Below are 20,283 nucleotides of genomic sequence, written 5' to 3' on the forward strand. Positions count from 1 at the left end.
CTAGCGGTTCGGGCGGACGATGCGCCCGCCGGTCATCGGCGCAGCTACGCCGGTGGTCTTCGGAAATGAGATCGGCAGCCCCCGCGCCGTGCGCGCCGCCAGATAGGCGAAGGCCTCGGCCTCGATGGAATCGCCGCGCCAGCCGTGATCCTCGGCGGTGGTCACTGGGACGGCCAGCCGTTCGGCGAAGGCCGCCATCAGGGTCGGATTGCGCCGCCCGCCGCCGCAGACGATCAGCTCGGTCGGCGATCCGCCCATGATGTCGAAGCCCAGCTTCAGCGCCTCGGCGGTGAACGCCACCAGGGTCGCAGCCGCATCCTCCAGCCGCAGCGCCTCCAGCGGCTCGAGCGTGAAGTCGTAGCGGTCCAGCGACTTGGGCGGCGGCGCCTTGAAATAGGGGTGCGCCAGCAGCCCGCTCAGCACCACTTCGTCGGCCTGGCCGACGCTGGCGTACTTGCCGCCCTCGTCGAAGCGGCCGGCCCCGCGCGACTGCATCAGCAAGTCGATCATGCCGTTGCCGGGGCCGGTGTCGAAGGCGGCGATGTCCTCGCCCCCCGACCAGAAGGTGACATTGGCCACCCCGCCGACGTTCAGCACCGCCAGCGGCGCGGCCATCCCCGCGCTCTGGGCCCGGGCCAGGTGATAGATCGGCGCCAGCGGCGCGCCCTCGCCGCCCGCCGCGACATCGGCGGTGCGGAAGTCGAAGGCCACCGGCACGCCAGCCGCGTCGGCCAGCCGCTGCGCGTCGCCGAGTTGCACCGTGCGCCCGACGACGCCGCCCTGCGGCCGCTCGTGCAGCACGGTCTGGCCATGCATGCCGATCAGATCGATATCGGCCCAGGTCAGGCCGTTCTGCGCCAGGAATTCCTCGGCCGCGGCGAAGTGCTCACGCGCCACCGCCTCGGCGGCCGGCGCGAACGAGTCCGGCTCGGCCTCGCCGCGCTCCCAGGCCATCGCAGCATGAGTGGCCTCAAGCACCAGCGAGCGGGTTTCCTCGCTCAGCTTGCGCTCGCCGGCCGGCCCGAAGGCGAAGATCGTTTCCCCGTCGGTCTCCAAGATCGCCATGTCGCAGGCGTCCAGGGACGTGCCGGTCATGAAGCCCAGAACTCGCATGCCAGCTTGACTGCCACGCCATGCGGGCCGTAGCTAGAGCCCATGATCACCCGCGCCACCCTCGCCGGCCGCTATTACCGCCTGCCCTAAAGCAGGCGCGGATCGATCTCTTGCGCCACCCGTAAAGGTCGGCGCCCGCATCCCAGGAAAAGACGGTCTCCGGCCACAAGCCGCCTAGGAGCCTGTCAGATGCCCCTCGAAATCACAGACAATCGCGTGTTAGAGCGCGCCTCTGAATCCCCGACGCCAGAAGAACGCCCCATGTCCGCCGAGCAGCCCTTCAAATCCGAATTCCTGCGCACCATGCAGGAGCGCGGCTACATCCATCAGATCACCCACCCGGTGGAGCTGGACGAAGCCGCCGCCAAGGGGCCGATCACCGCCTACATCGGCTTCGACGCCACCGCCGCGTCGCTGCACGTCGGCCACATGATCCAGATCATGATGCTGCGCCGCCTCCAGCAGGCCGGGCACAAGCCGATCGTGCTGATGGGCGGGGGCACCACCAAGGTCGGCGACCCGACCGACAAGGACGGCCAGCGCCCGCTGCTCACCCACGAGCAGATCCAGGGCAACATCGCCACCATCAAGGGCACGTTCCAGCGCTTCCTGACGTTCGGCGATGGTCCGACCGACGCGATCATGGTCGACAACGACGAGTGGCTGTCCAAGTTCGGCTACGTCGAGTTCCTGCGGAACTACGGGGTCCACTTCACGATCAACCGGATGCTGGCCTTCGACAGCGTCAAAGCGCGGCTCGATCGCGAGCAGCCGATGACGTTCCTCGAGTTCAATTACATGCTGATGCAGTCGGTCGACTTCCTGGAGCTCGAGCGCAGCCATGGCTGCCTGCTGCAGATGGGCGGCTCGGACCAGTGGGGCAACATCGTCAACGGGGTGGAGCTGATCCGCCGCGTCGATCAAAAGCCGTCCTTCGGCCTGACCACCCCGCTGCTCTCGACCGCCTCGGGCCAGAAGATGGGCAAAACGGTCGGCGGCGCGGTCTGGCTCAACGCCGACATGCGCAGCCCCTACGACTACTGGCAGTTCTGGCGCAACACCGAGGACGCTGACGTCGGCCGCTTCATGCGCCTCTTCACCGACCTGCCGATGGACGAGATCGCCCGCTACGAGGCGATGCAGGGCGCCGACATCAACGAGGCCAAGAAGGTGCTGGCCGGCGAGGCCACCCGCATGCTGCACGGCGAAGAAGCCGCCGCGGCCGCGGCCGAGGCCGCGCGCGTGGCCTTCGAGGTCGGCTCGGTGTCGGGCGACATGCCGACCCATGAGGTGCCGGCCGCCGAGCTCGAAGCCGGGCTAATGCTGGCCGCCCTGGCCACCGACGCCGGTCTGGCCGCCTCGCGCGGGGAAGCCCGCCGCCTGGCCCAAGGCGGCGGCCTGCGGGTCAATGACAAGGCCGAGGCGGACGCTGGCCGCACGATCACCAGCGCCGACCTGGTCGACGGCGTCGTCAAGCTGGCCGCCGGCAAGAAGAAGATCGTCCTGGTGAAGCCGGTCTAGGAGCACCGACATGTCCGCACTGACCGAAGGCGCGAGCGCCCCCGACTTCGAACTGCAGGGCGCGCAAGGCCCGGTGAAGCTCGCTGATTTCGCCGGCAAGCCGCTGGTCGTCTACTTCTATCCGAAGGACGACACCTCCGGCTGCACCAAGGAGGCCCAGGAGTTCACCGCCCTGGCCGCCCACTTCGCCCAGGCCGGGGTCGCGCTGCTCGGCGTCTCCAAGGACAGCGTCGCCAGTCACGCGAAGTTTACAGCCAAGTACGACCTCGCTGTTCCGCTGGCCTCAGACCCCGAGGGCGCGATGATCGAGGCCTACGGATCCTGGGTCGAAAAGAACATGTACGGCCGCAAGTACATGGGCATCGAACGGTCGACCTTCCTGATCGGCGCGGACGGCAAGCTGGCGCGAATCTGGCGCAAGGTCCGCGTCCCCAGCCACGCCGCCGAGGTGTTGAAAGCCGCGCAATCCCTTTGATTGTTAAGCTTGGCGCGCTGCGGCCGGTCGCCGCAGCGCGACGCCTGACCACAGCGGCCGGACGGAACCGGCCGCCCTCCCCGATGTTGTAGATTTATCGCGCCGAACCACTATCCAGCCAAGGTTCTGCGCTGCAGAGCATCGTGATCTAGCGCGGCCATTCAGGCCCTGTTAACCACGATCAGCCAGACTCGTCCGCCGCTCGGCTCGCGTACGTTGCAGCGCGAAGTCGCTTGCACGTGCGCCAATTCTCATTGCATATCGCGCCGTTCCCCGAGTTTCGTAGCCGATACGGTGAGAATGACACGCTTCGCGCGCCTTCGCCGATCGCTTGTAGAGCTGTTCCCTGAGCGACACCTCTACATCCGCTCTGGCGGTGAAATGCGTTCCTTCGTCCTGACCACCGGCCGCCAGATGGCGATCGCCGGCGGGGTCGCTGCCGGCGCGCTTTGGATGGGCGTCAGCACCGCGGCGATGATGGTCAACGCCATGGCGGTCTCCAGCCACGATCAGCAGCTGGCCCGCATGCAGGCCAAGTCCGAACGCCTGGTCGCCGACCGCGAAGCCCGCCTCAACAGCGCCATGGTGCAGCTGAACCAGGCCGAGGGCGGCATCGGGGCCCTGGCCGCCAGCGTCGAGAACCGCCACGCCGCGCTCGCCATTCTGCTGACTGAGTTCAAGGGACAGCCAGGGGCCCAGGCCGCGCTCGCCCCGGCCATCGCCAAGGCCACCAGCGCCTCGGCCGAGGTCGGCCCGCTCCGCCGCATCGAACTGGTCCGCGCCGGCCAGGAACGCCTGATCGACGCCGCCGACGATTTCGCCAAGACCCGCGCCGACCGGCTGCGGCTGGCCTTTCGCCTCGCCGGCCTGACCCCGTCGTCTTTCGTGCCCAAGGGCGGTTCGCTGGGCGGCCCGCTGATCGAGGCCAAGGATCCGCGCGCCCTGGCCGCCGTGCTCGATGTCGACGAGGACTTCGCCGAACGCATTCAGCATGCGGCGACCAACCTTTCCGAAGCCGGCGCGCTTGTCGATGCGGCCGCCAAGCTGCCCTTCGCCCGTCCGACCACCGCCGCGGCGCAGACCAGCAGCTATGGCGTGCGGTTCGACCCGTTCACCCGCCGCCCGGCTTTCCATTCCGGCCTCGACTTCGCTGGCCCGACCAACACGCCAATCTATTCGACCGCGCCCGGCGTGGTCTCATTCACCGGCGTGCGCTCGGGCTACGGCAACACCATCGAGATCGACCACGGTCGCGGCTTCAAGACCCGTTACGCCCACTTGCAAGCCATCGGCGTGCGACCGGGCGAGCGCGTGACCGTCGGCAGCCGGATCGGCGGCATGGGTTCCACGGGCCGGTCCACCGGGCCGCACCTGCACTATGAGGTCTGGGTCAATGGTAGGGCCCAGAACCCGTCGCGTTTCGTAAAGGCTGGCGATTATGTTCTCCAAGGCGGTTAAGCCCGAGAAGACCTCCGACACGTCCCTGTCGGCCACGACCGGCGAACGCAAGGCCCCCAAGCCGGCCTCCCTCATCAGCCAGGACCTCACGATCGAAGGCGGCATCGTCGGCGAAGGCGAACTGCACGTCGACGGCGTGATCCGCGGCGACGTCCGGGTCGGCCGCCTGACCCTGGGCGACACCGGCCACATCGAAGGCTCGATCCAGGCCGAGAGCGTCGACATCCGCGGCCGCATCATCGGCACCGTCACCGCCAAGCAGGTGCGCCTGTTCGGGACCGCCTACGTCGACGGCGACATCACCCACGAGCAGCTGTCGGTCGAGACCGGCGCCTTCTTCCAGGGCCGCAGCCTGAAGTTCCAGCGCCCCGCGCCGGTCGCGCTCGCCGCGCCTGAGCCGGAAGTCCAGAGCGCGTAGAGCGGCCAGGCGCCGCTCATCCCGGCGAAAGCCGGGACCCAAGCTGAACCGAAAGCAAACCCGCGGCATTCGGCCATGGCTCAAGCGCCGCTTGGGCCCCGGCTTTCGCCGGGGTGAGCGGTATTAGGCTAAAGCGCCTAAGCCACGTTCTCGTAGGCGCCGTTCTTCAGCAGCGGCGTGCAGTGGCTGACGTTCAACTCGGCGGCGATGTCGACGTCGAGCGCGTGCTCCTTCTCGATCAGCTCCACGCCCGACCGACAGGTCCGGAGCGTCGCCTCCAGGTGCGGACGCGCGCTCAGGAAGGCGTGCCGCGCCACGACCGCCTCAGGTTCGCCGTCGAAGCCGATCGCCTCGATCACCGCCCCTGCGCCCAGCAGGTCCTCGATCGCCGGCCGCAGCGAGCCGTCAGGCCATTGCTCGCCGGCCGGAATGACCGCGATGTCTCGCCCTTCGGCCAAGGCCACGGCCTTGGCCGCCACCGCCGCGGCGTTGCGCAGACAGCCGGCCAGCACGCTCGCCCGCCCACAGGCCAGCGACAGCCGTGATCCATTCGGCGACGGCAGCAGCAGGCGCTCGCCCGGATTGAGCTTCATCAAGCTCGCGGGCGACAGGCTCAGCTGGCCGCCGGCCTTGCGGCTCGCCGCCAGCCGCGCGCCCACCCGCTCGGCCTCGGCCCGCGCCGCGTCCTCGTCGCCGTACGGAAAAGGGTGAATCCGCGCTTGGCGGTGCACGGCTACGTCGACCGCCGTCGAGAACGACAGCACATCGACGATCACCACGACCGCAACCCGGTCGCGCAGCAGCGCGACCCCGTTCAGTCCCCACTCGCAATGGACCTTCTGCATCACGCGCCTCCGGCGGTGATCGAACGCCGTTCCCGGGGCAAATGCAAACGTGGCTGTGGAGCGGGCTCCCTAGGCCCCCGCCCCATCACGCGTGCTGCCCACGCGCTGCGCCAAGGCCGCACCCATGAATTCGTCGAGATCGCCGTCCAGCACGCCTTGCGTGTCGGAGGTTTCGACGTTGGTCCGCAGATCCTTGACCATCTGATACGGCTGCAGGACGTAGGATCGGATCTGGTGGCCCCAGCCGATATCGGTCTTCAGGTCGTTCATCGCCTGAGCCTCGGCTTCGCGCTTCTGCAGTTCCAGCTCATAGAGCCGGGCGCGCAGCATCTTCCAGGCCTCGTCGCGGTTCTGGTGCTGCGAGCGGCCCATCTGGCAGGCCACCACCACGCCGGTCGGAATGTGCGTCAGACGCACGGCCGAGTCGGTCTTGTTGATGTGCTGACCGCCGGCGCCGGACGCCCGATAGGTGTCGGTCCGCACGTCGGACGGGTTGATGTCGATCTCGATGGTGTCGTCGACCACCGGATAGACCCAGACCGAGGCGAAACTGGTGTGCCGCTTGGCCGCCGCGTCGAACGGCGAGATGCGCACCAGCCGGTGCACGCCCGCCTCGCTCTTCAGCCAGCCATAGGCGTTCGGGCCCTTGATCTGCAGGGTGACCGACTTGATCCCGGCCTGTTCGCCCGAAGTCTCTTCGAGGAAGTCGACGCTCATGCCGTGGGCGTTGGCCCAACGGGTGTACATGCGCATCAGCATCCCGGCCCAGTCGTTGGACTCGGTGCCGCCGGCGCCGGAATTGATTTCCATGAAGGCGTCGTTGCCGTCCGCCTCGCCCGACAACAGGGCTTCCAACTCGGCCCGCGCAGCGCGCTCCTTGATGGCCTTCAGCTGTTCGCGGGCCTCATCGAGGGTGGCTTCATCGCCCTCCTCGTCGGCCATCTCGGCGTAACCGATGGCGTCGGCCAGGTCGCGTTCCAGCGACTGCACGGCCTCGACGGACGCGGCCAGTTTTGCGCGTTCGCGAGTGATCGCCTGGGCGGCCGCCGCGTCGTCCCAAAGGGTCGGGTCTTCGACGCGGGCGTTCAGCTCATCGAGCTTTCTTAGGGCCGGTTCCCAGTCAAAGTCTCCTCCTGAGCAAGTCGATCGACTGCTCGATGTCGGCCTTCGCGGCCTCGACATCCACTCTCATGGGAATCTCCGAAACCAGAAATGTTCTGGGGGTCGGGCAGATAGCGCGCGAAGGGGCGCATGACAATGGCGGGCGGCTAGTACAGCCCGCTCATGTCGTCCTGCTTCTTTGGTGGCGGCGCGGCGGACGGGGCCGGCGTCGTGAGCTGCCCGTCGGGCCAAACCTGATTGTAGGGCTGGGGCCCGCCCGCCGGCATGCCGCCGGCCGGCGCCACGACCACCTTCGGCTCGGTGCCGGGGCGGAACGCCTCGCGGATGCCGCGCACGGTCGCGAACTTGGCGTTCTTGGGCGCCTTGAACTCGTCCTTCGGCAAGTCCTTGGCCGCCGCCTGCATGAACTCGATGAAGATCGGCACCGCCGCTTGGGTGCCGGTCTCGCCCTCGCCCAGGCTGCGGTTGTCGTCGAAGCCGACGAACACGCCGGCCACGATCTGCGGCGTAAAGCCGACGAACCAGGCGCTGCGGTACTCGTTGGTGGTGCCGGTCTTGCCGCCGACCGGGCGGTTCAGCACCAGGGCCGAAGTCGCCGTACCGCGCTGGACCACGCCCTGCAGCATCGAGGTCACCTGATAGGCGGTGATCGGATCCATGACCTGCTCGCCGCCCGGCGCGATCCGCGGGCTCTCGTCGCCATTGAAACCGGCCAGACAGCGCGGGCAGTCGCGCTTGTCGGCGCGGAAGATGGTCTCGCCATTGCGGTCCTGGACCAGTTCGATCAGGTGCGGCTCGATCCGTCGCCCGCCGTTGACGAACGAGGCGTAGGCCGCGGTCAGCTTGAACGGCGTGGTCTCGCCCGCCCCCAGGGCCATGGCCAGCACATTGTCCATGCGCTTGGCGACACCCATCTTCACGGCCAGGTCGCTGATTTTCCGCATCCCCACGCCCTGGGCCAGCCGCACCGTCATGGCGTTGCGCGACAGTTCCAGCCCGCGCCGCAGGGTCAGCGCGCCGTAGTAACGGCGGTTGTAGTTTTCCGGCGTCCAGGCCTGGCCGCCGGCGCCGCGCAGGGTGATCGCCGAATCCATGACCACGCTGGACGGCGTGTAGCCGTTCTCCAGGGCCGCGGCGTACACGATCGGCTTGAAGGCCGAGCCCGGCTGCCGCATCGCCTGGGTCGCGCGGTTAAAGTTCGACAGCGAGAACGAATAGCCGCCCACCATCGCCAGCACCCGGCCGGAATAAGGCTCCATCGCCACCAGCGCGCCATTGACCGCCGGGATCTGGCGCAGCCGGAAGCCGCCGCCGCCCTCGACCGGCTCGACGAACACCAGGTCGCCGGACCGCAGCCCCTTGCCGGCCCGGGCCCAGGCCACGTCCTGGCCGACGATCGAGCCGGTGGTCCCCTCGCCGGCCACCCGCACCCGGACGTTGCCGCCCGAGACGTCAGTGACCAGCGCCGCGCGCCATCCGCGCCGTTCCGACGGCGGGCTCTTCTGCTTGGCGACCGCTTCCCAGCCTTCGGCCGTGTCGACGTGGCCCCAGGCCCCGCGCCAGCCGTGGCGGCGGTCGTACTGTTCCAGGCCGTTCATCAGCGCCACCCGCGCCGCCGTCTGCAGCTGCGGATCGAGGGTGGTGCGCATGTAATAGCCGCCCTCGTTGAGGCGCTGGCCCATGGTCGCCAGACCGCGCCGGCGCACTTCCTCGACGAAAAAGTCGGCGTCGCGGTATTTGGCCCGGGTCGGGGCCTTCTGGACCTTCAGGTCCTCGCGCTTGGCCGCCTCGGCCTCGGCGCGGCTGACCCAGCCCAGTTCGGCCATCTGGTCCAGCACCCAGTTGCGGCGCGCCATGGCCTGCGCCTTGCGGCGGATCGGGTGATAGTTGTCGGGGCCCTTGGGCAGCGAGGCCAGATAGGCGCACTCGGCCAGCGACAGGTCGCTGATCGACTTGCCGAAATAGTTGTAGGCGGCCGCACCGACGCCGTACGAGCGGTAGCCGAGCCAAATTTCATTGAGATAGAGCTCGAGGATCTGCTCCTTGTTGAGCGTCTGCTCCAGACGCCCGGCCAAGATCGCTTCCTTCAGCTTCCGGCCCACCGTGGCGTCGCTGGTCAGCAGGACGTTCTTGGCCACCTGCTGGGTGATGGTCGAGCCGCCCTCGAGACGCCGGCCGTTCACCGCGTTCATGACGTTCTTCATCATCGCCCGGGTCAGGCCCATGGCGTCGACGCCGCCGTGGCTGAAGAAGTTGCGGTCCTCAGCGGCCAGGAACGCCTGGGCCAGCTGCGGGGGCATGTTGTCGTACGGCACGTAAATGCGGCGCTCGCGCGAAAACTCGCCGATGAGGACGCCGTCCCAGGCGTAGGCGCGCGTCGCCGTGGGCGGACGATAGTCGGCCAGGTCGGACGCATCGGGCATGTCGTGGAACAGCCACGCCGCATAGATGGCGATGGCGAACCCCGCCAACGCGACTGCGCTCAGCACGGTCACGCCGGCGATCGCGATCCATCTCTCGGGGGGCTTCAAACTGACCGACCTCCGCGGGGCGCGCCCCGTCCGCTCAGGCTGGTCTAGCGTGCATCGCGCCGGGCGCCAACGGCCCTGCGTCGGCGTGGCGCGGCGTCAGTTCGACGCCAGCTTGGTCGGCTGGCCGAAATAGTCGTCGATGGCTTCGGCGACCGAACCCATGAGCCGGGTGCGCTTGCCCGGATCGCGCAGCACCGCCTCGTCGGCGGCGTTGGTCAGGAAGCCCATCTCCAGCAGCACGGCCGGAACGTCCGGGGCCAGCAGCACGGCCAGGCCAGCCTCGCGGTGGCTGCGGCGCAGCAGCGGCTGGTGGTCGCTCACCCGCTCCAGCAGCACCTCGGCGAAGGTGGCCGAACGGTTGCGGGTCATGCGCTGGGTCAGGTCCAGCAAGATGGTCGAAACCCCATGATCGCCATGGCTGCCGGCCTGCATGAACCAGTCGTCCTTGCTGACGAACTTGGCCGAGCGCGAGGTCGCGCGGTCGGCGAGCGTATAGACGCTGGCCCCGCGCAGGCTGGGATCGGTGCCCGAGTCGGCGTGCAGCGAGATGAACAGGTCGGCGTCGGCGCGCCGGGCGACCTGCACGCGCACCGCGTGATCGACATAGACGTCGGCGTCCCGGGTCATCACGACCTTATAGCGGCCGCTCTTTTCCAGCTGGCTCTTCAGCGCCCGCGCTGCGGCCAGGGTGACGTCCTTCTCGTTGCCGTCGGCGCCCTTGGTGCCCGGATCCTTGCCGCCGTGGCCGGCGTCGATGACGATGACTTTCTTAAGCGGCAGCGCGGCCTTGGTCGTCTTGACCGGGGCCGAGATGAAACGCGGGCCCGCGGCGGCTTGGGCGACCCTCACGTTCGCCGGGGCCTTGGCCGCCAGGTCGATCACATAGCGATAGTTGGCCACGCCGTCGGCGGGCGGCAGCAGGAAGCGGCGCTTGATCACCGCATCGTCGGCCAGGTCGATGCGCAGCCGCGCGCCGCCGGCCGAGTCGTCCACCACCCAGGCCTTCACCAGGCCCAGTCCCCCGCCCTGCAGCTGGTTGTCGACCGACACCCCTGGAAGACTCAGGACGACCCGGCGGTCGCCCTGCCCGTCCGAGGCCACCTTGCCGGTCGCCGATTTGTCGAGGTCGATGACGATGCGGGTTTCGGCGCGGTCTCCGCCGAGGCGAACCTTCAGGATGTCTGCCTTGGCGCCGGCCGCCTGCGCTCCGGCGACGATCGCCAGGCAGCAGACCACGGCGCCGACCGTGGCCAGCACGCTTCGTCCGCCGATCCTGAACCTGCCGCCCATACGCGCAGCCCCGTTACACATTTTATACCGTCGTACCCATATAGACCGCGGCGGCGTGGACAAACGGTTAACCGCGTCCTTACGCCACCGCTTTGCGGCGCGGCGGCTTTCCTTTTTGCCGCCAGTGTTGCAATGTCCGCCCGCGCTGGACCGTGCGCGCCTTGCGTCGCAAGGCTGCGGCCCGCGCGACACACCCCGCGTCGGCTTCGCCACCTTCGGCGACCACGCGCCATCCGATCCGCGCCTAATGATTGGGCGCGCCTGGGAACACACCAATGGGCAGCGCCGCTCGAGCCCAATTTCGGCCTACCGCCCGCCTTGCCGGTTCCGGCATTGCGATGGGCGGTGGCGTGCGCGCCCTCCTGACAGACCGGCGGCGCCCGAGCCGAGAGCTCGCGGCGCGCCTCGGAGACGTACTTGATGTCCAAGAAGATGTTGATCGACGCCGCACACGCCGAAGAGACGCGTGTCGTGGTGGTCGACGGACCGCGTGTTGAAGAATTCGATTTCGAGAGCCAGAACCGCAAACAACTCAGAGGCAATATCTATCTCGCCAAGGTGACGCGCGTTGAGCCGTCGCTGCAGGCGGCCTTTATCGAGTATGGCGGCAACCGCCACGGCTTCCTCGCCTTCAACGAAATCCACCCCGACTACTACCAGATCCCCGTCGCCGACCGCGAAGCGCTGATGCGCGAAGAGGCAGACGAGGAGGACGACATCGCCGAGTCGCGGGCCCGCGGGTCCGACGACGAGGATGAAGACGCCGTCGACGCCGACGATGACGATGTCATGGAAGAAGAGGTCGCGCGTCGTCGTCGCCGGCTGATGCGCCGCTACAAGATTCAGGAAGTGATCCGCCGCCGGCAGATCATGCTGGTTCAGGTCGTCAAGGAAGAGCGCGGCAACAAGGGCGCGGCGCTCACCACCTACCTGTCGCTGGCCGGCCGCTACGGCGTCCTGATGCCCAACACCGCCCGCGGCGGCGGCATCAGCCGCAAGATCACCGCCACGACCGATCGCAAGCGCCTGAAGGGCGTCGTCCAGAGCCTGGACGTGCCGGACGGCATGGGCCTGATCGTGCGCACGGCCGGCGCAAAGCGCACCAAGGCCGAGATCAAGCGCGACTACGAGTACCTCCTGCGCCTGTGGGAGAACATCCGCGACACCACCCTGCACTCCGTGGCCCCCGCCCTCATCTATGAGGAAGAGGACCTGGTGAAGCGCACGATCCGCGACCTCTACGACAAGGACATCGACGAGGTCTGGGTCGAGGGCGAGGCCGGCTTCAAGGAAGCGCGTGAGTTCATGCGCATGCTGATGCCGTCCCAGGCCAAGAAGGTCATGCCTTACCGCGAGCCGACCCCGCTGTTCGTCAAGCATCGGGTCGAAGACCACCTCTCGCAGATCTATTCGCCGGTCGTGCCGCTACGTTCGGGCGGCTATCTGGTGATCAACCAGACCGAGGCTCTGGTCGCCGTCGACGTGAACTCCGGCCGCGCCACCCGCGAGCGGAACATCGAGGCCACCGCCCTCAAGACCAACATGGAAGCGGCCGAAGAGGCCGCCCGCCAGCTCCGGCTGCGCGATCTGGCCGGCCTGATCGTCATCGACTTCATCGACATGGATGAGTCGAAGAACAATCGCGCCGTCGAGAAGAAGCTGAAGGACGCGCTGAAGGACGACCGCGCCCGCGTCCAGATGGGCAAGATCTCGACCTTCGGCCTGATGGAAATCAGCCGCCAGCGCCGCCGCTCAGGCGTCCTGGAAGGCACGACACACGTCTGCGAGCATTGCGCCGGCACCGGCCGCGTGCGCTCGGTCGAGTCGAGCGCCCTGTCCGCCCTGCGCGCCGTGGAGATCGAGGCTCTGAAGGGCGGCGGCGAAGCCACCCTGAAGGTGCCGCGCGCCGTCGGCCTCTACATCCTCAACGAAAAGCGCAACCATCTGGCGCGCATTCACGAGAGCCTTGGCCTCTTCATCACCATCGTCATCGACGACGCCCTGGCGCACGCCGATCACGAGATCGAGCGCACGGCCAGCGAGACCCGGCCTGAGCACGCGGCGATCCAGCACGTCCCGCTGCAGCCCTATCAGCCCGTTGAAGACGACTTCGACGACGAAGCCTTCGAGGACGAAGAAGACGTCGAGGAGGACGAAGAAGACGCCGACATCGAGCGCGAGGCCACCGACGACGACGAGGCCGAGCACCGCTTCCAGGACCATGAAGGCGAAGGCGATGACCGCAACGGTCGCCGCGGCCGCCGCCGCCGCCGCCGTGGCCGCCGTGACGGCGAGCCGGTCGAAGCCCGCGAGGGCGGTGAACGCCCGCCCCGCGAGCCGCGTGAGGCCCGCGACGACGAAGACGGCGGCCGCCGTCGTCGTCGTGGTCGCCGCGGCGGTCGCCGGATGCGCGACGATGGTCGTCCGGCCGACATGTTCGCCTGGACCCGTCCCTGGGTGCCGTACGGCGACGATCCCTTCGTCTGGCACGATCCGTCGGAAGACTTCCCGGCGGCCCGCGCGCCGGCTCCGGCTCAGGCTCCGGCCAACGACGCCGCCCCGGCTCCGGTCGCGGCCGCGGCTGAAGCTGTCGCCCCGGCGCCGAGCGTGACCGACGACCAGCCGGACGTCGATCTGGACGTCTGGGTCGAACTGCCGGCCGTCGACGACAAGCCGAAGAAGGCCCGGTCGCGCCGCGGTCGTGGCCGCGGCAAGGCCGAGACCACTGAGGCCTCGGCCGAGGTCGTCGAGGCGGCGGAAGCCGTCGAAGCGGTCGAGGTCGTCGAAGCCGTCGCCGAACCGGAACCCGCGCCCGAACCGGTCGCGGCCGAGCCGGAAGCCAAGCCGGCCAAGAAGCCGCGTGCGCGTCGCACCAAGGCGTCGGCCGCCGCTGAGGCCGCCGAAGCGGTGGTCGAAGCCGCCCCGGTTGAGGCCGCTCCGGTCGAGGTCGTCGTCGAGGCCGCGCCAGAAACGGCCCCTGAGCCCGAACCGGCGCCGGCCGCGCCGGTCGCCCGCGAGCCTGATCCGAACGAGATCAATGCGCCCCCGCCGGTCCCGAAAAAGGGCTGGTGGCGCCGGGGCTAACTCTGGGCTGTGACAACGGAAACCGGCTCGCGCCATGCGAGCCGGTTTCCAGTCCGTCTGAAGCGCGTTAGGCTTCGAAATCTGGGGCTTTGCGGGGGGCGCTTGGAGTTGTTCGGCATGGTGTCCCCTGCCCGTTCGGTCTCGAGAATCGCTCTGGCCGCTGTAACGGCGCTAAGCCTGACGCTGCAGGCCGCGCCGGCCCGCGCCGAGGAAGGCATGTCGCTCATTCGCGACACCGAGATCGAAGAGATTCTTCGCAAGGACTCCGAGCCGATCTTCAAGGCCGCCGGCGTTGATTCCAAATCCATCGAGATCCTGCTGATTGGTTCGAAGGACCTGAACGCCTTCGCCGGCCCCGGCACCATGGGGGTCTTCACCGGCCTGATCCTTGAATCGGAAAACCCCAACCAACTGCAGGGCGTCATCGCCCACGAAGTCGGCCACTTGGCCGCCGGCCACTCGGCTCGCTCAGGCGAAATGACCGCCGCTGGCATGACGCCGTTCCTGCTGACCATGGGGCTGGGCGTCCTGGCTGCGCTCGCCGGCTCGGGCGAAGGGGCGGCAGGTCTGATCGGCAGCGCCAGCTACTTCGGCACCCTGGGCGCCATGGGCTACAGCCGCGAACAGGAAAGCCGCGCCGACCAGGCTGGGGCCGCGATCCTTGAGCGCGCCGGTCTGTCCGGCAAAGGGCTCGTCGATTTCTTCGACAACTTCCGCTACCAGGAAGTCTTCCAGGAAGCGCGCCGCTTCGCCTACTTCCGGTCCCACCCGCTGTCGTCCTCGCGGATCGAGGCGCTTCGCCACCGGGTCGAGCAGAACGCCCACTACGACACGCCCGACACGCCGGAAGCGATCGCCGAGCACGAGATCATGAAGGCGAAGCTGGATGGGTTCATCAACCCGACCGTCGCCATCACCAAGTACGGCGAGAAGGACGCGTCCTATCCGGCCCGCTACGCCCGGGCCATCGCCTACTACCAGATGAAGCAGCCTGATCAGTCGCTGAAGCTGATCGACGCCCTGCTCACCGAGCAGCCGAACAATCCCTACCTCTGGGAGCTGAAGGGCCAGGTGCTGTTCGAGTTCGGCCGCGCCCAGGAGGCCGAGGCCCCGCAGCGCAAGTCCGTCGAACTGAAGCCCGATGCGCCGCTGCTGCGCGTCAACCTGGGCCAGACCCTGATCGCGCTTGAGGACAAGGCCAAGATCGAGGAAGGGGTCGGCGAACTGCGCAAGGCCCTGACCCAGGAACACGACAACGCCACCGCCTGGCGGATCCTGGCCCAGGCCTACGACAAGCAGGGCAAGGAGGGCCTCGCCCGCCTGGCCACCGGCGAGTACTTCTTCGCGACGGGCGATGCGAACCAGGCGCGGGTCTTCGCCATGCGCGCCCGGGAAAAGCTCGACAAGGACACCCCTGAATGGCGGCGCGCCACCGACATCGTCCTCACCTCCAACCCCAGCAAGGACGACCTCAAGGACTTGGCGTCCGAGGGTTCGATCAATCGCCGTTCCTCCCGCTGAGCGGGCCGAAAGGCCTTCGCAAAGCCACGCTTCTCACCTAATTGGCCTGACATGACCAAGATTTCCCGCGGCGTTCTCGTCGCCTGCGCCGCCCTCGCCCTGCCCCTCGCCGCTTGCCAGAAGCCGGAGGACGACTTCGGCCAGAAGGTCCGCGCCTACCTGCTCGCTCACCCCGAGGTGATCGAGGAGGCGGTCGTGAAGCTGCAGGAGAACAAGCAGGCCGCCGCCCAGGAGGCCGCCAAGGCCTCGCTCTCCAAGTACCGCGATCAGTTGGAGCGCGACCCGCGCGACTTCGTGGCCAACCCGAACGGCTCGATCACCGTGGTCGAGTTCTTCGACTACCGCTGCGGCTACTGCAAGGTCAGCGCGCCCGAGGTGCTGAAGCTGATCAAGGAGAACCCCGACGTTCGCTTCGTGTTCAAGGAGTTCCCGATCTTCGGGGCCGAGAGCAACCTGGCCGCCGAGGTCGCCCTGTCGCCCGCCGGCATGCCCAAGAACATCGAGCTGTTCGAGCGTTTCATGGCCGAGAAGGCGCTGGACGAGGCGGCGATCGACCGCCACCTGCGCGCCGTCGGCGTCGATCCGGCCGCCGCCCGCGCCGGCGGCGCGTCTGCTGAGGTCAAAAAGCACATCGCCGACACCCGCGCGCTGGCCCAGGGGCTGGCCATCGAAGGCACCCCGGCCTTCATCGTCGGCGACCGCATCATCCCCGGCGCTGACATGCCGGCCTTGCGCGCGGCGATCGCCGAAGCCAAGACCGGCAAGCTCAAGACCGTCCCCTCGCCGAAGATCGACAAGGGCTAAAACCCCTCGCCAAACTCGGGCTTTGCGTCGCCCTGCGACGCAGCTAGGCTCCTCTCGAGTGCTTTGAGAGTCTGTCCGTCCGACCACGGCGAGCCGAATGCACGAACGAGTGCTGATCATCGGAGCTGGTATCGGCGGCCTATGCGCAGCGCTGGCGCTGGCGCCGACAGGCCGCGATATCGTCATTCTCGAACGTGACCCGGCGCCGCCGCGCGGCGGCGCCGATAACGCTTTCACGGACTGGACCCGCCGCGGCGTCGGGCACCTGCGCCACAGCCACGCCTTCCTGGCCCGGCTGCGCACCATCATCCGCAACGAGCACCCCGAACTGCACGCCGACCTGCTCGCCGCCGGCTGTCGCGAACTCGGCTTCGAGCGGATGCTCACCGACCTGCATCGCCAGGCCTACAGGCCCCAGGCCGCCGACCGCGATTTCGTGGTCCTGACCAGCCGGCGTACGACGCTGGAGTTGGTGATCCGCCGCTATGTCGAGCGCTATCCAAACGTCCGAATCGATTCGGAGACCTTCGTCCGCAAGCTGCTGACCCAGCACGATCCTCAGGGCCTGCGGGTGGTCGGCGCGTCCGTCGCCGACGCAGATGGCGCGCGCGACATTATCGGCGACCTGGTGATCGACGCCAGCGGGCGCACCTCGTCCTGTGTCGAGCAACTCGTCGAGGAAGGCGCGGCGATCCCTGAAGAGAGCGAGAGCGCCGGCATCGTCTACTTCACACGTCACTATCGCCTGCTGGCCGGCGCGCAGGAGCCGCAGCGCACTAAGGCCGGCGGCACTGGCGATCTCGGCTTTCTCAAGTTCGGCCTATTCCCCGCCGACAACGGCTGCTTCTCGATCACCCTCTGCACGCCCGAGCCCGAGATGGAGCTGCGCAAGGCCATCGTGCGGCCCGAGGTGTTCGACGCCATCTGCGCGCGCCTCCCCGGCCTGGCGCCCTGGGTCGACCCGGCGGTCGCCGAGGGCGTCAGCCGCGTGTTCGGCATGGGCGAGTTGCATAGTCGCTGGCGGCAGGTCGCCGGCGAAGGCATCGCGCCGCTGCTCGGCTACTTCCCTGTGGGCGACGCGCTGGTGCGCACCAACCCGCTCTACGGGCGGGGCTGCTCGTTCGCGGCGATCACGGCTTACGCTTTGCGCGACGTGATCGTGTCGACTGGTGACGCCGCCGATCGCATCCAAGCTTTCCAGGCCAGGATCAATGACGACCTGCGGCCCTACTATCTCAACATGCGCGACCAGGACCGCGCCGCGATCCGCCGGGCGCGCCAGCAACTGACGCCCGGCTATCGCCCCAGCCTGCGGAGCAGGCTGATCAAGAGCTTCCTGGAAGACGGCGTGAACATAGCCATCCGCTCGGACGCAGACCTCCTGCGCGAGGCCTTGCGCGGCTTCCATATGCTGGAACACCCCTCCGCCTGGCTGAAGCGGCCCGACAACCTGGCCAAGGTTCTGCGCTACTGGTTCACCCGCAGAGATCAGAAGGCCGATGCCTATCCGCCCAAGCCCGGCCCCGGCCGGACCGAGATGTTCCAGTCGCTTGGCCTGGCCGCAGATGTCGACATGATCCAGGCCTAGCTACTCGCTGGGGGCGTTGAACAATCCGCCCTGGGCCATTTGATCGCGCACCGCCTCCGGCGTCAGCGTCGCGGCCTTGTCCAGTTCGAGCAGCTCCGGCGGCACGTACCAGTGCAGCTTGTCGGCGTGATAGGCCTCCCAGACGACCTTCGCGACCTCGACCGGCGGGATGGCCCGGAACATCCCCTCCTTAGGCGCCGCTTCAGCCACGCCGGGCGGCAGGATCGGGGTATCGATCACCCCCGGCAGCACGTCGGCGACCCGCACGCCATAGGCCTTGAACTCCACCGACAGCGCCTCGGACAGCCCCTTCACCGCATGCTTGGTCGCCGAATAGACCGCGATGTTGGCCATGCCGAAGGTCGCCGAGGACGACGAGGTCGTGAAGCAGAGCGAATTCGGCGTCGCCTTCAGCAGTCCGATCGCTTCGTGGATGCCGATCAGCACGCCCATCAGGTTGACCTGGACGACCGCGATCACGTCCTCGAACGGCTGCTCGGCGAACGGGCCGCCCCGGCCGATGCCGGCGTTGTTGTAGAGCAGGTCCATCTGCCCATCGGTGGCCTCGCCGAAGGTCGCGACCGCCATTCGGTAGTCATCGCGTTCGGTGACGTCCAGTTGGCGGACCACGCAGTTGTCAGGGCCCAGCTCGGCCTCCAGCGCGCTCAGCCCGGCCTCATTGACGTCGTAGGCGCCGACAAACCAGCCCTTCGCCGCGAACAGCTTGGCCGTCTCACGCCCCATGCCGGAGGCCGCGCCCGTGATGAAGATGGACTTGCGACCGTTGGACTTGCCCATGCGCCCCTCCTGTTTTCGAGGAGCCTAGAGCGCCTTCCGCCACGGAACGCCGCTGAATTCTTCAGCCGCGCTCGCGCAGGCCGCGTTGTTTGAGCCGCCACACGAGGACGTCGAAGCGATCCTGCCCGAAGAACGGCTCGCCGTCGAAAACCATCGTCGGCACGCCCCAATGGCCGCTCTCGCGATGAGCGACCTGGTTGGCCTCGATCTCGGCGGCGATCTCGTCCGTCTTACCGGCGGCCTCGGCCTGCATCTGCGCCATATCCAGCCCTGCCCGCTCAATCGCGCGGGCCAGCTTGTCGCCTTCGTTCCAGGGCATGTCCTGGCCGTTCCAGATCAGCCGCGAGACCTCGTCGTAGAAGGCCAGGGCCTGGGGCTTGTGCGCGGCGACGACGCCCAGCGGCATCAGCAGCTCGAGGTGCGGCTGTTCGGCCGCCCCGTTCAGGTTCTGCCCGATGACCACCGGATCGGGGTTCGGCCAGACCAGCGGCAGGCCCAGGAAGTCCCCCAGCCGCCGCACGTCGCGCACCAGGTACGGCACGAACAGCGGGTCCTGCTTGGTGAAGAACCCCTCCGAGCGCACGGCCAGCGGATAGACCGGCCGCATCCGGACGTCGACGTCGTAGGTCTCAGCCAATTCCCGCAAGCGCGGGACCACCAGGTAGGAATAAGGGCTGCGGAAGGACCAGTAGACGTCGACGCCGAGGCTCATCAGATCAGACCGGATAACGGGGATGATGGATCAGCATACATACGTTTTGGCATGCGTCCTGCCAAAAATGCTTCCCGCCCCGCGATCACGGCGTGCTTCATGGCTACCGCCATACGAATCGGGTCCTGGGCCCCGGCGATGGCGGTGTTCATCAGCACCGCGTCGCAGCCGGTCTCCATGGCCAGGGTGGCGTCGGACGCTGTGCCGACCCCTGCGTCAACCAGGACCGGCACCTTCGACTGCTCGATAATCAGTCCCAGGTTCAGGAAGTTCTGGATGCCGCGCCCCGAGCCGATCGGCGCCGCCGCCGGCATGATCGCCGCCGCGCCCGCGTCTTCCAGCTTCTTGGCGTAGACCGGGTCGTCAGAGCAGTAGACCATCACCTGGAAGCCGTCGGCGACCAGCAGCTTCAGCGCCCGCAGGGTCTCTTCCATGTCCGGCAGCAGGTGCTTGGTGTCGGACAGCACCTCCAGCTTCACCAGGTCCCAGCCGCCCGCCTCGCGCGCCAGGCGCAGGGTGCGGATCGCGTCCTCGCCGGTGAAGCAGCCGGCCGTATTGGGCAGGAAAGTGAAGCGGTCGGGCTTCACATAATCGACCAGCATCGGCTGGTTCGGGTCGGACAGGTTCACCCGCCGCACCGCCACGGTGACGATCTCGGCGCCCGCCGCCTCGGCGGCGGCGGCGTTCTGCGCGTAGTCCTTGTACTTCCCCGTCCCGACGATCAGCCGCGAGGTGAAGGTCCGGCCCGCGACGCTCCAGGTGTCTTCCTTGTGGGTAGACCCGTCCATGTCAGCCGCCTCCGATAAAATGCACAATCTCAATGCGGTCGCCGTCGGCGAGCGCGGTCTGTCCATAGGCCGATCGCGGTACGATCTCCAGGTTGCGCTCCACCGCCACCTTGCGCGGATCCAGGCCCAGTTCCGCCACCAGGGCGGCCACGCTCGACATCCCGCCGAAGGCCTTTTGTTCCCCGTTAATGGTCAGCGTCATGACGCCCTCGTGA

The 20,283-nt window shown here is 68.1% G+C and carries 16 protein-coding genes and 1 pseudogene; 8 read left to right on the forward strand and 9 right to left on the reverse strand.

The genetic code is table 11. The features are described 5' to 3' along the window. Nucleotides 1-1,113 (reverse strand): anhydro-N-acetylmuramic acid kinase, encoded by a 1,113-nt coding sequence (locus C0481_RS10450; protein ID WP_293403378.1) that lies wholly within the window; start codon nt 1,111-1,113, stop codon nt 1-3. 189 nt (nt 1,114-1,302) lie between these two features. Between C0481_RS10450 and tyrS the strand changes: the two genes are divergently transcribed. The 4 genes and pseudogenes from tyrS to C0481_RS10470 all read left to right on the forward strand — a co-directional run. Further along, a complete protein-coding gene (gene tyrS, locus C0481_RS10455; protein ID WP_293403380.1) occupies nt 1,303-2,634 on the forward strand; it encodes a tyrosine--tRNA ligase in 1,332 nt (443 codons plus the stop codon). Nucleotides 2,635-2,644: 10 nt separating this feature from the next. Continuing rightward, a complete protein-coding gene (locus C0481_RS10460; RefSeq protein ID WP_293403382.1) occupies nt 2,645-3,109 on the forward strand; it encodes a peroxiredoxin in 465 nt (154 codons plus the stop codon). 294 nt (nt 3,110-3,403) lie between these two features. Then, nucleotides 3,404-4,567: a M23 family metallopeptidase gene (locus C0481_RS10465; RefSeq protein WP_293403384.1), complete on the forward strand. Its 1,164-nt coding sequence runs from the start codon at nt 3,404-3,406 to the stop codon at nt 4,565-4,567. Nucleotides 4,568-4,622: 55 nt separating this feature from the next. After that, nucleotides 4,623-4,985 (forward strand): annotated as a pseudogene (locus C0481_RS10470) (polymer-forming cytoskeletal protein); the annotation flags it as partial. Between the two features lie 137 nt (nt 4,986-5,122). Here the strand turns inward: C0481_RS10470 and C0481_RS10475 are convergent. The 4 genes from C0481_RS10475 to C0481_RS10490 form a co-directional block, all read right to left on the reverse strand. Beyond that, on the reverse strand, nt 5,123-5,830 hold the full coding sequence (locus C0481_RS10475; RefSeq protein WP_293403386.1) for a 2-phosphosulfolactate phosphatase: 708 nt from the start codon (nt 5,828-5,830) through the stop codon (nt 5,123-5,125). Between the two features lie 69 nt (nt 5,831-5,899). Next, nucleotides 5,900-7,022 (reverse strand): peptide chain release factor 2 gene (prfB, locus tag C0481_RS10480; RefSeq protein ID WP_293403388.1). Its coding sequence is split into 2 segments (ribosomal slippage): nt 5,900-6,952 and nt 6,954-7,022, totalling 1,122 coding nucleotides; the frame shifts between segments, so codons are not numbered across the junction. A 76-nt stretch (nt 7,023-7,098) separates the two neighbouring features. Continuing rightward, the gene (locus C0481_RS10485) at nt 7,099-9,483 is read right to left on the reverse strand and encodes a penicillin-binding protein 1A (RefSeq protein ID WP_293403389.1); all 2,385 of its coding nucleotides are present in this window, start codon (nt 9,481-9,483) and stop codon (nt 7,099-7,101) included. 96 nt (nt 9,484-9,579) lie between these two features. Next, a complete protein-coding gene (locus C0481_RS10490) occupies nt 9,580-10,773 on the reverse strand; it encodes an N-acetylmuramoyl-L-alanine amidase (RefSeq protein WP_293403391.1) in 1,194 nt (397 codons plus the stop codon). A gap of 420 nt (nt 10,774-11,193) precedes the next feature. Between C0481_RS10490 and C0481_RS10495 the strand changes: the two genes are divergently transcribed. The 4 genes from C0481_RS10495 (at nt 11,194) to C0481_RS10510 (ending at nt 17,770) form a co-directional block, all read left to right on the forward strand. Then, on the forward strand, nt 11,194-13,857 hold the full coding sequence (locus tag C0481_RS10495) for a ribonuclease E/G (protein WP_293403393.1): 2,664 nt from the start codon (nt 11,194-11,196) through the stop codon (nt 13,855-13,857). Nucleotides 13,858-13,974: 117 nt separating this feature from the next. After that, nucleotides 13,975-15,378 carry a M48 family metalloprotease gene (locus C0481_RS10500; RefSeq protein WP_293403395.1) on the forward strand — a complete coding sequence of 468 codons (1,404 nt, stop codon included), beginning with the start codon at nt 13,975-13,977 and terminating at the stop codon, nt 15,376-15,378. 51 nt (nt 15,379-15,429) lie between these two features. Then, the gene (locus tag C0481_RS10505) at nt 15,430-16,182 is read left to right on the forward strand and encodes a DsbA family protein (RefSeq protein WP_293403397.1); all 753 of its coding nucleotides are present in this window, start codon (nt 15,430-15,432) and stop codon (nt 16,180-16,182) included. A 97-nt stretch (nt 16,183-16,279) separates the two neighbouring features. Next, the gene (locus C0481_RS10510) at nt 16,280-17,770 is read left to right on the forward strand and encodes an FAD-dependent oxidoreductase (protein WP_293403399.1); all 1,491 of its coding nucleotides are present in this window, start codon (nt 16,280-16,282) and stop codon (nt 17,768-17,770) included. Here the strand turns inward: C0481_RS10510 and C0481_RS10515 are convergent, their stop codons facing one another. The 4 genes from C0481_RS10515 to thiS form a co-directional block, all read right to left on the reverse strand. Next, a complete protein-coding gene (locus C0481_RS10515) occupies nt 17,771-18,568 on the reverse strand; it encodes an SDR family oxidoreductase (RefSeq protein WP_293403401.1) in 798 nt (265 codons plus the stop codon). It abuts the gene before it with no gap. A gap of 61 nt (nt 18,569-18,629) precedes the next feature. Next, nucleotides 18,630-19,280, reverse strand: a complete 651-nt coding sequence (locus C0481_RS10520; protein ID WP_293403403.1) for a DsbA family protein — start codon at nt 19,278-19,280, stop codon at nt 18,630-18,632. Continuing rightward, nucleotides 19,280-20,068, reverse strand: coding sequence for a thiazole synthase (locus tag C0481_RS10525; protein WP_293403405.1), 789 nt, complete (start codon nt 20,066-20,068; stop codon nt 19,280-19,282). The genes C0481_RS10520 and C0481_RS10525 overlap by 1 nt, the downstream gene beginning before the upstream one ends. Before the next feature lies 1 nt (nt 20,069). Further along, entirely contained in the window at nt 20,070-20,270 is a 201-nt protein-coding gene (thiS, locus tag C0481_RS10530) for a sulfur carrier protein ThiS (protein WP_293403407.1), read from the reverse strand. Nucleotides 20,271-20,283 lie beyond the last annotated feature (13 nt).

Origin of the sequence: Phenylobacterium sp. (assembly GCF_013822795.1) — a bacterium.
GTDB lineage: Bacteria > Pseudomonadota > Alphaproteobacteria > Caulobacterales > Caulobacteraceae > Phenylobacterium.